Below are 13839 nucleotides of genomic sequence, written 5' to 3' on the forward strand. Positions count from 1 at the left end.
CTTAGTCGAAAAATTTGACTAAGAAGAGCTAAGCAATGCCGACAGAGCGCTGCAAGTCGAGAAAATCGACTTGGAGGAGCGAAACAGAGCCGGCAGAGCGCCGCAAGTCGAGAAAATCGACTTGGAGGAGCGAAAAAGCGCCGACAGAGCGCTGCAAGTCGAGAAAATCGACTTGGAGAAGCGAAACAGAGCCGGCAGAGCGTCGCAAGTCGAAAAATTCGACTTGGAAGAGCGAAACAGAGCCGGCAGAGCGCTGCAAGTCGAAAAAATCGACTTGGAAGAGCGAAACAGAGCCGGCAGAGCGTCGCAAGTCGAAAAATTCGACTTGGAAGAGCAAAACAGAGCCGACGGAACGCCACAAGCTGAGCTACAGCAGCCAAAGGAATTACAACCTTAATGCTACCATTTGCTTCCTAACTCGTATATAATGTAGGAGTTGGTCAAGCTGACAAGGCAGGTAAGATTAAAGCGTGCCTTGGGGCTGGCTCATGAGCAGGCAAGTCCAAGCGCTCGCTTCACAAGAGAAATCGCGTAAGAAAGCAGCGAGTTGTAGAGAATGCATTTTATCAGCACTTTCAAGATAGGGAGGACGTTGGAGAATGGAACAAATCATTGTTCGCATGAATGAAGTAACGAAGCGAATTGGCAGCCGGACGATCATTGATAAGCTGACGCTGGATATTCCGCTTGGCGAGGTCTTCGGCTTCCTCGGACCGAACGGTTCAGGCAAGACAACGACGATTCGCATGATGGTGGGCCTGATGAAGCTGACCTCGGGAGAAATTAACATTGACGGGCATAGCATTACGAAGGAATATGAGAAGGCGATTCGCCATGTCGGTGCAATTGTCGAGAATCCGGAGATGTATAAGTATCTGTCCGGTTATCGCAATCTGATTCATTACGCGCGCATGATTCCTGGCATTACCTCGCATCGTGTCAAGGAAGTCGTGCAGTTGGTCGGACTCGAGGCGCGCATTCACGATAAGGTGAAAACCTATTCCCTTGGCATGAGACAGCGGCTTGGCGTTGCTCAAGCACTCTTACATAAACCGAAATTATTAATTTTGGACGAACCGACGAACGGTCTCGACCCTGCCGGCATTCGAGAGCTCCGCGATTATTTGCGAAGGCTTGCGAAGGAGGAGGGCATTGCAGTATTCGTCTCGAGTCATCTCCTGTCCGAGATGGAGCTCATGTGCGACCGCGTTGCCATTATCCAGAACGGCAAGCTGATCGATGTTCGAGCCATTCAAGGCCAGAAGGACGAGATTGTCCAAACTCGCAGAATATTGGAGGTTGAAGACGCAGATGCAGCCGTTTCGACATTAGCTGCGTCGGAGCAGCCTGCCGAGAAGCTCGCACCGAATCTAATTACTATTCTGGCAAATAAAGAAACGACGGCAGAAGCGAACGCAATACTGGTGAAGGCCGGACTGAAAGTATATGGCATCCGTGAAGATGTGAAATCCTTGGAGGATCAATTCCTGGAAGTAACGGGGGGCGAGAGAATTGGCTGATTATTTCAATCTAGTGCTGAATGAGAATATGAAGATTTATCGCAGAACCCGTACCTACGTAATGATGCTGCTCTTGGTTGCGGCTGTATTAATCATTTCCGTATTGTGGGCCGTATTCGGCGGAACGGATGAATCGATGTGGGATGTGGCATTCATTGAATCCTCCGTCCTGTTCGTGCTGGTTACGATTCTTACTGTTGTAGTTGCGGCAAGCGGAGTAGCCGAGGAATTCACGTCGGGGACGATCAAGCTTCTCTTAATAAGGCCATGGTCCCGTTCGAAAATATTGCTCTCCAAATATATAGCGATTATCCTATTCGCTGTCATGCTGGCCGTACTGCTGTTCGCAAGCACAATACTTATCAATTGGATCATATTCGGCTTGATTGGCGGTACAGACACCGCGTCGACCATCACGAACGATATCTCGAATAATAATGATTCGATTTTCGTATTCATGCTCAAATATTACGGACTAACTCTGCTGTCGTCTATCGTTACGGTAACTATGGCCTTTATGCTGTCTACCCTGTTCCGCAGCAGCGGTCTGGCAATCGGCATTTCCCTATTCTTATTGTTAATTGTGAAGAACTCCGTCGCATTGCTCTTGGGCCTGGATTATAAGTGGATCGACTACATTTTGTTTATCCATCTTGATCTTGTGCAATATCTGGTCGACAGTCCAATGCGTGAGGGAATGACGCTTGGCTTCTCACTGGGCGTGCTGGCTGCCTATTACATTATCTTCATGGCGCTTACCTTCTATGTGTTCAACAAACGAGACGTGGCAGCGTAAGACCTGATCAGGCTATATTCAGCGTCTTATGGGCTAAGCAAAGTGATATAGATTCAACCAAATGAAGCAGATAAGACAAAAAAATGCCGTCCCCGGCACTCCCAAGTGGGGAGCGAAGGGGACGGCTTCTTTCCGTTTGCAGAAAAGTTACGACTACAAGTCGTGTCATAGAGCAGGCGTTTAGCCGGCTTGTCTGGATTTCTTCTGTTCTTGCTGCGGCTCAGTTTTTGCAATGGCCTCGTCGTTGGACTTAAGCTTTGCTGCGGGAAGAGGCTCCATATGGCAGCTCCCGTTAATTAATCCGCCATCCTGGATAATCAGAGAATGAGCCTTAACGTTGCCTGTAATCTGCCCGGACGAGGTGATGATGAGTCTGCCCTTCGTCTCAATATCGCCAAACAGTCTGCCTGCAAGTGTAATATCATGTGCGATGATATTGGAGCGAGCGACGCCGCACTCTCCTATTATGACATCGCCCTTGCATTCGATATCCCCGCGATACTCTCCTTCAATGCGAAGATTGGCTTCGCTGACCATCTTGCCTTCCGCTATCGTACCCTGACCTATCAATGTGTCAGCCGCTGCAAGCCGCTTGTTTTCCTTGAACATGAGCATGTACCTCCTCAGCCTGTGCAAATAGGTGGTCGATCAGATTCCCTGTCTGAAGGAAGATGCATTAGTTGTTTTGAGCGAAATAAGGAAGCGGATTGACAGGTTCGTTCTTCTGCATAATTTGAAAATGCAAATGAGATCCCGTGCTTCTGCCGCTGGAGCCGAGCAGTCCGATCTTCTCGCCGCGCACGACAACGTCGCCTTCCCGCGCTTCGATCTGCAGCAGATGCATATAGACCGTCTGCAGGCCTCCAAGATGATCGATGATGATATATTTGCCGAGCTGACTGTCATAGCCGCTCTCGGACACCGTGCCGTCCGCCGCGCTGAACACCGCATCTCCGCTGGAGCCATTAATGTCAATACCCGCATGAAATGCCGTTCTGCCGGTGAACGGATCTCTGCGGTAACCGAAGCCAGAAGTGAGCTGCTTCGATTTTGTCGGCCAATAGGATGGATAGGCATCCACAACCTTCCGTTTGTTCTGCGCGAGCCTTAGCGTCTGCTCCATCGAGCTCTCCATCGCATCGACCATCTCGCTTAGCGCTTTCAAATCGACGGTCGCATTCCTTGCTAGCGTCGACATTCGGTAGATGGATTGTTCGGTTGCACTCAGTGGTACCGCAGTACGGCGATTGCCGTTAACCGTTGTCGACAAAGCCTGCACCCGAGGACTCGTCGTTCCCCAGTTTACGCCGTCTTCAAGCGAATTCGTCGCGGAGGATTCGCTTTTCCCTCCGGCAATTCCCGATCCGGCAGGCATGTCATTGGTGCCATACTTCTCAATAAAGGCTTTGAGCTTGCTCTCCAGCACGTCAAGCTCGCTCATCTTGTCTTTCATGGATTGCGCTTGCCTGCTCAGTTCAAGCAAGTCCTGCTGAAGAGAGACGATGGCATCGTCCTTCTCGGAGACGGTCTCCTTCATCCCCGCAATCGTTCGGGTGTACTGTGCTGACTGCTCCTCCAGCTGATTCTCGAGCTGTCTCAGCTCGTAGGCGGCCTTCATCTGAAGGCCGGCGATACAGCCTGCGACTGCCACAATCGCAGCGACCGGCGCCGCAAGCACCGATCGTTTCGATATCGAGAATTGCTTGACGTTTTTGTCGGCACCGCGCATGACCACAAATGACCAAGGGGGCCTCCGCACTCTTTTCACAGATTAGCTCCTTCCGGCCGGCAAGATAGTCGTACAGAACGTCCTATGACTATTTATTCCGGGAAGAGGCAAAACATACCTGAAATCTTAATCCAATGTGGCCATGGCCGCCTTCATCGAATCGGTGAAAGAGAAATCCCTGCCTTGCAATTGCTCGGGCGGAAGCTCCTCCAAGAGCTCGATTCTGCGATTCACTTCATCGCTGATCTCATGCATTCGCTGGGCGTATTCGGCAGCCTTGTCGCTCTGTTCCGTCGCAAGGGCGGCGGTTCTTGCCGCTGCGTAATTCGTCAAAGCCGCGTTATAGAAATTGATATCCCAAGGAAACTTTTTCAATGTCTCCTCAATAACCGGCAGCGATTCTTCCACCTGATTGCCCACATTCAGAAGGGTCAGCTTCTGCGTGAACAAGTCGCGGGAATGCTTGTCATAACGCTCGGCTTTGTTAATCGTTTCTTCGGCAAGCATCAGATATTGCTGTTCATGATTCTGATCATAAGCTTGCATGAGCCAGCTCGCCTTGGTTACGGCATAAGTGGGCTGATTCGGCGAGATGCTTATTGATTTGTCCAGACCGTCAATAAGCTGATTGAAAGGCGTTTGCTTCTGAGCGAGCGAAATCGTCTTGTAGAAATTCGATACAGCGCGATTATGCTGAATCGTAACCGCTAACGTTACAATAGCCAAGAGCGCCAGGCATGCTGGATAGATAGCTTGCTGCCAGCTCTTCATCATGCGCTGGTCCATGCGCGAAATGACAAGCTTCTCGCTGAAGGGCGCGATCATGCAACCAAGCGAGACGAAAACAATCGCTCCGATATACACATAGCTCATATCGAAGTCGATGGCGCTGTGCGCAAGCAAGGTAAGAGCGAAGATATAGAAGACGAGGTGACTGCCGCGCAGCTCCGGATGTCGAATATGGGATCGGATATAGAGATAGAAGATATATGCGAACAAGGCAAGCATGATAAGCAAGCCAAGCCAGCCAATCTCGACCAGCGTCTGAACATAGAAGCTGTGCGCTTGGCGGCTCTCGTAAGGATTGTTCTGATATTGCTCGTAGATGGCCTGCCATGCAGCGCCGCCGGCTCCGATAATCGGATAATCCTTCGATGTCTTCAAGCCATCCTTGTAGAAGGTAAGGCGCTCCAGCACGCTGTGCTGCTGGAAGTTAATTGTCTCCAGGCGCGCTGCAAGCTCTCCAGGAAGCAGGCTGCGAACAGCAGGACTCGCGAGAAGCAGCGCCGCCGCAAGAACGCCAACTACGATAATCGCTGCAGGAATGAGGACGGTTGTCCATTTGCGCTCTGCGAAAGCAGCTGTTTTGCTTGCAACCCATGAATCGAGCTTGGAATGATATACCCAGACGAAGGCGACCGTGACCGCCATCGCCAGAAGCAGCAGTCCCCAACACTGCAGCGGCAGCTTGTCGAACATCGAGATGGTCGTAGCATCCGCCTTTGTTTCGTTCGGCAGCACGATGGCAGAGATCGCATCAGCATTGGAAGAAAGCTTGGGCAGAACAACCATAGAGATGATCACTGCAATGCCCATGTAGAGGAAATAGGCGATCTGCTTCGAGAAGCGGAGCAGCGGCACAATGAGCAGCACAACCACAGGAATTACAACAATCGCGCCGCGGGAATAAGTCAGCATGAACGAGATCCATAGCGGCGCCAGCATGGCGGCATTCAAGAGCCGAACGTAGTTTTTTGAGCTGTGAACTGCATAATACGCGCTGGCCAGGAAGAGGGCGATAAGCAGACCAGCGTAGGTGTTCGGATATTGGAAGACAGAAGATAAGCGATATTGGCCCGAAGCGAGCCAGACCGCGTCTTTATAATAGTTTTGGCCGAACAGATTGAAGATGCCGAACCAGACGATAATGCCTCCGGCAACCATCAGGCCGCCTTCCATTAGCGTGCGAGTTGAATTAGACTGCGCGGAATAGATTGCAGTTATGAACAATGCTGCCAGCAGCATGCAGATAATAACCTTCAAGCTGGCGTAGTAGCTGGAAACCGCCGAGAAATAAGAAATCCAGTAGATCAGGGGCATGAATATGACAGCAATCGACAAAATGCCGACATGACTATTCAGCCTCCAGCCGCGTACCAGATAAATGGCAGGAATGAACAAAAGAATGAGGCCATAGATCGCTGCTTTATAAATCCGAGCTTCGAAGCCGACTTGATTGCCATTGAACAAGCCTTGTTGATATGGAAGGATGAGGAAAAATAGAGCGATTCCCGCTGCTCCCAGCCACCACAGGAACCCAACCTCCGTTTTGCCCAAATTGCTTTGATAATTGCGTTTCTTTGACTTTGCGCTTGCGCCCATGCTTATGTACTCCTTATCTCTGTAGAATCTATCAATTATTTGGAAACAGTCCTTCTAGTATTCTAACAAATGGGAGGGGGGAAAGCTATATGCAGAAAATGCGATTGTCGTATGGTACAATTTGTAATACAACTGAATGATAACTTTATCATTGTAGTATCGGAGGTCATTACATTGAAAAGTAGAATACCGTTGTCCTTTTTTACGTTAGGAGTACTTTTCCTGCTTTGTTTTGGACTTATTCCAATTATTCGACTGTTTACAATTCCACCAGGCATCTCTGGCAACGGGAACTTAGGGATAATACCTATCGTTATTCTCTTAGTTGTGTTTCTGTTATTTACTGCGAATTTTTTGTTGTAGTTATACGGTCATCAATATCCAATAAGTCGTTATTTACAATGATTATGTTGTTTCTTCTTGTAATCGTTCTTATGTCATATTTGGAAATTAAGTATGCTAGAGGATGTATCGCTAAGCTTGGAGGAGCAACCACCAAGCTCGAATCTATAATATATAGATATCCATGGCTAAACCAATATACAAATACGATATTTTTTAACGTCTATACACTACTGCTATCTGTTTCAATAGTCATGATATTGGCAGCAAGTATTAAGTTGCTAAAAAATGATGACGAAAAGCCAGAGTCCTAGAATAAGTATTCTAAGACTCTGGCTTTTTTTTCTACTATATTAAAGCGACTGAAGCAAAGCCAAGACCTTCGCTGCTTCCGCTCTTGTGAGCGAAGCTTCCGGGTCGAAGGACCCGTCCGGTCTGCCGGAAATCAAACCTTGCTGCACGACCAGATCCAGATATTGCTGCGCCCATACAGCAATGTTGTCCTGATCAGTGAAGGAGCTTGCGTCAGACGATGAATCCGAGGTGACACCCTTCATTTCCAACACTCTGCCGAGAATAACAGCCATCTGTTGACGGCTAATCTCGCCGCTTGGGTTGAATGAGCCGTCTCCCATGCCCGACATCAATCCGGCATTAAGCGCAGCTTCGACATATCCTGCATACCATGCGTCTCCATCAACATCGGAGAACGATGAAGAAGCACCGCTTGCGTCTTCTGATACCCCGCTAATCAGACCGATGACCTTTGCGAATTCCGCTCTCGTCATATTGCCTTGCGGATTGAAGTTGCCGGCATTGTCTCCTTCGAAAATATGCTGAGCAGACAATCTTTTAATTTTGTCCAGCGCCCAGAAGTCGGAGGAAACATCCACGTAGCTCTTGTCGTACTCAAGCACAGCGTATGTGCCGTTGCCGCCAATCTCAGCCTCAAGTTGGCCATTCTCATTGAGTTTTCCGCCAATATACTTAAGAGATTCATCAGCCATTAGCTGATAAACGCCAACTAAATCTGTGTTGGCCGTGCCGGATACTTCCATAATAACTTTGAAGGAAGTGGATACTGCGCCAAGATCAATCGTCTCGTCGTCAGCCGTGACCACTGAAAGAGTCAAGCTGATCGTTGAGCCTGCTGATGAGATCGCTGTGTTCTTGCTTGGGTTCGAAGCTTTAATTGCAGCAGCGGTATCAGTCTTCGTGCCTTTCACTAAATTAAGCAAAAGCTTAGAGTCCTTCAACTGCTCTTCAGAAAGCTCGGCCGTTAGCTTATCCAACTCGGATGCTGAAATCAAGAAGGAGAAGCCGTCACCTTCAACACTCAATTGGTTATCGCCAATCAGCTCTGAAGCATTAAGTGGCAATTGAAGTTTAGTTGTTCCTTCATCCAATTTAAGACTTACTTTGCCATCAGATGCATTTCCTAAATCCGAAGCTGTTACAGCTTGAGTATCTGGAATCACCGGGGTAATGGGAGAAGTGATGATAATGCCAGTACTTGGGCTTGAAAGTGTGAGATTAAAGAACGCTTTTTGATTCTGTTCTTGGAAGAAATGTCTGGTTTCTTCTTCGAATTGATAAGAAATATATTTACCTGCAGATATTGAGGAATAGTAGTTGCTACCTGCTCCAGCAAGAGTAATTTCATTTCCCTGGCTAGTGGATGACAATTTAATTTGATACGTATGATTTTTGAGCAATGGTTCTTCAAATTGAAGCAGGAAAGAGTCGAAGACGTCTTCATACTCATGAGTTTCAATATTATACTGTTGATCTGGAATTATAGACTTGGCATATACACTTGAAGAAACAGTGTTATCGACTAATTCGAAGTCACTACCCACAGTATTAGTAGGATTGAATAATGATACTTTGTTTGCTAGGTAATTTGAAGGTAATGATAGCTTTATGTAGTCCAAGTCTTCAAATTCTGGAGTGAATGTGAATAAGGTGTCGTTCGGTTGCAATTTGCTTCCCCCAAGCTTTCCAGAGAAGTATTCTGAACCTTGAATTCTATAGGCACCTAATTCTACTTCATCATTGAAATAATTAAATCTCCCTGGAGAAGTATAAACGGTTTCTATTACAGTTGTTCCTTCAGTGATGACTAGTCTTGTAGGGATGTAATCCGTATCGATGTCTACGAATGACATTGAATAATATGGCACATTATTCTGATCAAATCCATTAAGTTGACGACGATCTGATTTTTCGGACAAAATTCTAAAATCATCGTTTTCATCATAGACTGCGACAGTTACACTGTCCGGATCAGCAGTATAGATACTTCCTACGAATTCCTTCCAAGTGTCACTGTAATAAAAACCAGCATTTGCTGCCGCATAACTAATAACCGGCAACAGCATTGCCATTAACATTACAGCGCTGATTGTAATACTTAATTTCTTCTTCCAACTCCTAATCATGAAACTCCTCCTACAATATGGTTTTTTTGGGACAAGGAATAGTTTACCAGATTAGTTTGGATATTTCTAGGACTATTTTCGTGGAAATTCAATAGGTCTAGGTCGTGTTAAGATGCTAAAGTTTATTGAATAGATTTATTTATTTAAATATGATGAATTGAATAGTTCAACATATGGGACAATCACACTAGTTTTTGTATATCGAAAGCTCCTCAAGTAAATCTGAATACAATGTCTGTTTGGGCAGCATCTCATGAGCCTTGTCCATCTTGGCTGCGGCAGATACATAATCTTGCCTATTCTTCATTGCATTACCCCTCCGAACATCGTTCTTGGCCGACTCGTACAGAATCGTGCTCGACCAAGGAATCCATTTCTCAGCTTGATCCAATTGTGTTCGCGCCTTATCGAAATCACCCGCGACAGAAGCACGCATTCCGTTCGATTTCATCACATAGCCAAGCGAGAGCCATAGAAATGAGGTAGCAGCAAAGGCGACCATTAAAGTGGCAACGATTAAAGGAAGTGTCCGCTGTCGGAACGTCCAAGTAGGAGAGGGAACCAACAGGATCAGCGTAAGCAGCATCGCAAAGATGAGTGGATACGTGAGATCGAAGTCGAAGCCTATATGAACGAACATGACGGTGACAATGAGCAGGATACCTTTGGACTCATTCTCTTGCATACCAGTCCCTTCAAGAAAATTGCCCCTACCCGCATTCCAATAAAACAGCCCTATAATAAATAGTCCCGCTAATCCGCCGATCACCCCGACGTCCAGTATGGTCTGAATATAATGATTGTGAATGAACTTCACATAATAGTCTTGGGATTGATACAGATGCTGAAGCACGGACCAGCCGCCGCCTCCCGTTCCTCCAAGCCAATAGTCCGAAATCATTCTCAGACTATCCTTCCAGTAGACGAAACGAATCTGAAACTCGGGAGCATTCGATCCAATGCTGGACACGCGAGTTGCGAAGAATAGCGGGTCCTGCTGAATAATCATTGCAAGCAACAGACCGCCTAAATGCGTTCCTCCAATCCATAATAAGCCGCGTTTCGAGCGAGCGAAGCGATGGCGTTATCATGATTAGAGCTATAACAGACAGGAGCCACAGTATCCAGACTGATCTGGAGAAGGTGAGCAGAAGCCCGGTTGTATTCAGAATGAGCAGGGGGAATAATATTTTGGGATGAAAATGGGTATGAAACAGCATAGAGATGAGAATGGTAATAAGCAGCAGAATCGCAAGCGCATTCGCATATTGAATCGTTGATTCAAGCCGACCATTACGAAAGAGATGAAAGAGCAAGCCAATCACCGTAATTCCCGTGCCAGTCCAAGGCCAGAGACGAACAACCTTCTTAAGCTGTTCCTTCGTAAGACAGCTGATCAGCAAGGATATTGGGATCAAACTCGTCACTCTGGCGGCTTCAAGAACGGCTCCTTCAAGATCCACCGCATAAAAGCAAGAGATCCAATAACAGGAAACGAGTATGAAGAGCCCAATATGCGTCCATCCGAATGTGATCGAACCGCGCTGCCACAGCACAAGTACGAGGAGTACGGCAAGAATGGCATCTATCATCAAGAAGGCAGACTCTGTCACAAAGCCGCCCCAGATCGCTCCGAGAATGAAGAAGGAGAATAGGCTATAATAAGGAAGGGATTTTGGCATGTCAGGGCTCCTATATGAGTGTAGTCAATAATTGCTCATCATAAATCTTAATGAAAGGGTAGATTAATGCAAAATGCCCTGGAGTAGAGTCAACGCTAAGTACGCTAACTCTTCTCCAGGGTCAAGGATGGTTTAAGGTGATATCATGATGTCCAATATTACGGAAGTGAATGTACGCGATCCCATTGACCGTCAAGTATTGCCAAGTAATTCGTATGTTGCCGTTGGCGCTTGCTTCAAATACAGATGGTTTTATCGATTTCGCATTTTGAATGCGCTTTGTTCGCAAGAATGGTTGAGTAGGATCTTCGAGCATGGCAGCAATGGCAGATTTAGCATCAACTTGATCGGATGCACTAAGCTTCTTTAAGGAACGCTTGAATCTAGGCGAGAATTCAGGCTGAAACTTCATTTATCGAGTTCAGTGAGCGCCTCTTCAACAGAGGAGTAGGTTTTCAATGTCTTGTAATCTGTTTTTTCCAGCCGCTGCAAGTGCGCCTCCGCCTCAGCTTCTTCCGCCTGCCATTGCGATGAATAGTACCATTCTTGATCCTTATTTATGCTCATTTTCGGCGTACCAATTAATCTGCCATCTTCGACAGTAAATTCGATTTCATCCCCTGTAGCTAATTGGAGTTTCTCAACTAATTGTGGTGACAGCGTAACCTGATTACGATCACGTAATTTTGCAGAAAATGCATGTTTCACTGTTCTTCCACCTTTCTGAGTGGTTGTTACTGACATTTTCCCCCTCACACCTTCCAGTTATTCAGAATTTCAGAAAATCAGAATTTGATAATAATAGTATACGCCGATTCGCGCTCACTGTCACTAGGCTAAGCCAATAAAGATACTGTTGCAGAAAATCGAATGAATGCCTAAACAAAAAAGACCCCGAAGGGTCCCGAAGGGTCTTTCTTGTTTGTTGCATTAGTTGATGAAATCAACCTTGGTCAAGAAGCGAAGAATCATTGTTGCGGCTTCAGCACGGGTAGCGTTAAAGTCGCCTGCGACTAATGTCGAGGTCTGACCTTTCACAATACCTGCGCTAACAGCGGCAGCAACTTCATCCTTGGCCCAGTCGAGCGTGCCCGCATCGATAAACGAAGCAAGAGCAGCATCAACTTCTGCGGCTGTCAGGGTAGTTTCCTCACCGGCAAATGCCATCGCGCGAACGACCATAGCGGCCAGCTCTTTGCGAGAGATCATTGCGTTCGGATGGAAGGAACCGTCTTCGTAGCCTTTGACAATGCCAGCATCAGCAGCTGTAGCTACTGCGGCTGTGTACCATTCACCGGATGGGACATCGGAGAATTCCGAAGTTCCTTCCGCTGTAAGGCCGAGTGAACGAACAATCATCGTAGCGAATTCCGCACGAGTAATGTTGCGCTCCGGCTCGTACATGTCAGCGCCAGTGCCTTCAACAATCAGCTTGGAGGAGAGTGTCTCAACCTCCGACTGTGCCCAGTGTCCAGCCAGATCCTCGAAGGATTTGGCATCGACCTCGATTACAGTATAGATGCTGTTGCCGTTGCGTTTCAGCGTTGCAACTGTCTTACCATTCTCTGTGGAGAACGTTGATGGTACGAAGCTGAACTCGCCAGTAGCTGGGTCATACAGCACGCCTACCGCAGTGTCGGACTCTTCAGTCAACGGAATCATACGATTGACGTATGTATTGCCGAAGTTGTTCACTTCAACAGTCTTGCCGTTGCCAGTAGCCGTCACTTTGAACTCGATTGCATCAGACAGGCTCTTGCCTCCAATGAGATTAACCGCGTTCACAACTGCTGTTGCATCATCGCCAGTTAATGTCTCAATATCGACTCGAATCGTCAGATCATCCAGCTCCACTCCAACGGAGTCAGCCAGAGCTTCCAGATCCAGAACAGACAATGGCAGCTCGTAAGAAGTGCCGTCAGCTTTCTCGATTGTGACGATTCCATCCTCAGTCAGCGCGCTGGCTGGCAGAAGAACGAAGTCGCCTGTCAAGCTAAGCATGACATTGCCATCAGCCTCCAAAGCATTCGCAAGCGCGTTAGCATCTACAGAACCATTTGACGATACTGAGATATCGGAGCCAGTTGCAGGTGGGATGTAGATCCCGCCGCCGCCAGAAGTATTCTGATAGGCGATTGCACCGCTAGTCACATAAGTCGAATCTACCGGATTATAGTAGCTCAATGAGAGCGGATAGTCCGAAGAAGATAGATTGAAACCAGACAGTGATGCATTATTGAAATCGTAGTAGTAACTACCATTGCTCATGCTAGCATATGTAGCATAGACTGCACCTACTGCGGTTCCATCAGACTTATAGACGTTGATCGTAACAGTGTCGTCATCATTGAGAAAGCCATCCTCAGCGTATACGCCAGATGTAACATAAATGCTGCCGGTTACGGTTTGATTGCTTTTGTTGGTAATTGTACCAAAGTCAGCAAAAGCCATCATCGGCATTAACATCGACAAAACCATCACAGTTGCAAGAAGTGCGGCTGTCTTACGCATAAATACGTTTTTCATTGTTTCACCTCCTTTCAAGTCATATCGTGTCGAATCACTAGTATATACGAAGAATGATAAAAATGGAAGAGGAGAGAAAATTTCCCTCAGTTTACAGGAAATCGGAATTGTTTTTATTATCCTGAATCCGTGATGCCTTCGTTGCGGTCTCTACTAGGATCTCCGAATTATGGAAAACGAGTTTTGAAATTTAGTCTATTCCGTCATTCACATGAACAACTGTGTGGGAAGGGCGCAACCTTAGAGAAGCAGGGCATGTGAAATAAACCTCTTTTTTTACAGGAGGTGTTGTCGCTTGTGGTGGATTCAGTTTGGGATCTACGCAAAAGCTTGGTAGATTCGCCGTACAGTTTGAAACCATGGACTGTAGCGCCCGAAATTAAATGTCGTTTTTCGAGCGTGTCGGCTTACTCTGGCTGCG

11 protein-coding genes are annotated in these 13839 nt (G+C 47.1%); 3 read left to right on the plus strand and 8 right to left on the minus strand.

Annotation, left to right across the window (positions count from 1 at the left end; translation table 11 throughout):
* Positions 1-70: 70 nt before the first annotated feature.
* The 3 genes from HFP08_RS26440 to HFP08_RS26450 all read left to right on the plus strand — a co-directional run bounded on the left by HFP08_RS26440 (position 71) and on the right by HFP08_RS26450 (position 2316).
* Positions 71-397, plus strand: a complete 327-nt coding sequence (locus HFP08_RS26440) for a hypothetical protein (protein WP_168123633.1) — start codon at positions 71-73, stop codon at positions 395-397.
* Between the two features lie 202 nt (positions 398-599).
* Entirely contained in the window at positions 600-1520 is a 921-nt protein-coding gene (locus tag HFP08_RS26445) for an ABC transporter ATP-binding protein (RefSeq protein ID WP_168123634.1), read from the plus strand.
* Positions 1513-2316 (plus strand): ABC transporter permease, encoded by an 804-nt coding sequence (locus HFP08_RS26450; RefSeq protein ID WP_168123635.1) that lies wholly within the window; start codon positions 1513-1515, stop codon positions 2314-2316. The genes HFP08_RS26445 and HFP08_RS26450 overlap by 8 nt, the downstream gene beginning before the upstream one ends.
* A 180-nt stretch (positions 2317-2496) precedes the next feature.
* On the opposite strand, the gene HFP08_RS26455 is transcribed toward HFP08_RS26450, so the two are convergent.
* The 8 genes from HFP08_RS26455 to HFP08_RS26490 form a co-directional block, all read right to left on the minus strand.
* Positions 2497-2925, minus strand: coding sequence for a bactofilin family protein (locus tag HFP08_RS26455; protein WP_168123636.1), 429 nt, complete (start codon positions 2923-2925; stop codon positions 2497-2499).
* A gap of 67 nt (positions 2926-2992) precedes the next feature.
* Entirely contained in the window at positions 2993-4084 is a 1092-nt protein-coding gene (locus HFP08_RS26460) for a M23 family metallopeptidase (protein WP_168123637.1), read from the minus strand.
* Between the two features lie 87 nt (positions 4085-4171).
* Positions 4172-6427, minus strand: coding sequence for an O-antigen ligase family protein (locus tag HFP08_RS26465; RefSeq protein WP_168123638.1), 2256 nt, complete (start codon positions 6425-6427; stop codon positions 4172-4174).
* A gap of 695 nt (positions 6428-7122) precedes the next feature.
* Positions 7123-9210, minus strand: a complete 2088-nt coding sequence (locus HFP08_RS26470; RefSeq protein ID WP_168123639.1) for an S-layer homology domain-containing protein — start codon at positions 9208-9210, stop codon at positions 7123-7125.
* Positions 9211-9397: 187 nt separating this feature from the next.
* The gene (locus tag HFP08_RS26475) at positions 9398-10219 is read right to left on the minus strand and encodes an O-antigen ligase family protein (RefSeq protein WP_240941899.1); all 822 of its coding nucleotides are present in this window, start codon (positions 10217-10219) and stop codon (positions 9398-9400) included.
* Complete coding sequence (locus tag HFP08_RS26480; RefSeq protein WP_168123641.1) at positions 10119-10892, minus strand: hypothetical protein; 774 nt, start codon at positions 10890-10892, stop codon at positions 10119-10121. Before HFP08_RS26480 ends, HFP08_RS26475 begins: the two co-directional genes overlap by 101 nt.
* A gap of 408 nt (positions 10893-11300) precedes the next feature.
* The gene (locus tag HFP08_RS26485; protein WP_206109325.1) at positions 11301-11636 is read right to left on the minus strand and encodes an AbrB/MazE/SpoVT family DNA-binding domain-containing protein; all 336 of its coding nucleotides are present in this window, start codon (positions 11634-11636) and stop codon (positions 11301-11303) included.
* Between the two features lie 186 nt (positions 11637-11822).
* Entirely contained in the window at positions 11823-13418 is a 1596-nt protein-coding gene (locus HFP08_RS26490; protein ID WP_168123643.1) for an S-layer homology domain-containing protein, read from the minus strand.
* Positions 13419-13839: the final 421 nt, after the last annotated feature.

The organism is Paenibacillus sp. HB172176 (genome assembly GCF_011947265.1).
GTDB lineage: Bacteria > Bacillota > Bacilli > Paenibacillales > Paenibacillaceae > Pristimantibacillus.

Excerpts from the sequence above, each read along its gene's own strand:
- HFP08_RS26475 (WP_240941899.1), bottom strand. The coding sequence starts at position 10,219 with ATGATTATTCAGCAGGACCCGCTATTCTTCGCAACTCGCGTGTCCAGC.
- HFP08_RS26445 (WP_168123634.1), top strand. The coding sequence starts at position 600 with ATGGAACAAATCATTGTTCGCATGAATGAAGTAACGAAGCGAATTGGC.
- HFP08_RS26455 (WP_168123636.1), bottom strand. The coding sequence starts at position 2,925 with ATGTTCAAGGAAAACAAGCGGCTTGCAGCGGCTGACACATTGATAGGT.
- HFP08_RS26480 (WP_168123641.1), bottom strand. The coding sequence starts at position 10,892 with ATGCCAAAATCCCTTCCTTATTATAGCCTATTCTCCTTCTTCATTCTC.
- HFP08_RS26465 (WP_168123638.1), bottom strand. The coding sequence starts at position 6,427 with ATGGGCGCAAGCGCAAAGTCAAAGAAACGCAATTATCAAAGCAATTTG.
- HFP08_RS26485 (WP_206109325.1), bottom strand. The coding sequence starts at position 11,636 with ATGTCAGTAACAACCACTCAGAAAGGTGGAAGAACAGTGAAACATGCA.
- HFP08_RS26470 (WP_168123639.1), bottom strand. The coding sequence starts at position 9,210 with ATGATTAGGAGTTGGAAGAAGAAATTAAGTATTACAATCAGCGCTGTA.
- HFP08_RS26490 (WP_168123643.1), bottom strand. The coding sequence starts at position 13,418 with ATGAAAAACGTATTTATGCGTAAGACAGCCGCACTTCTTGCAACTGTG.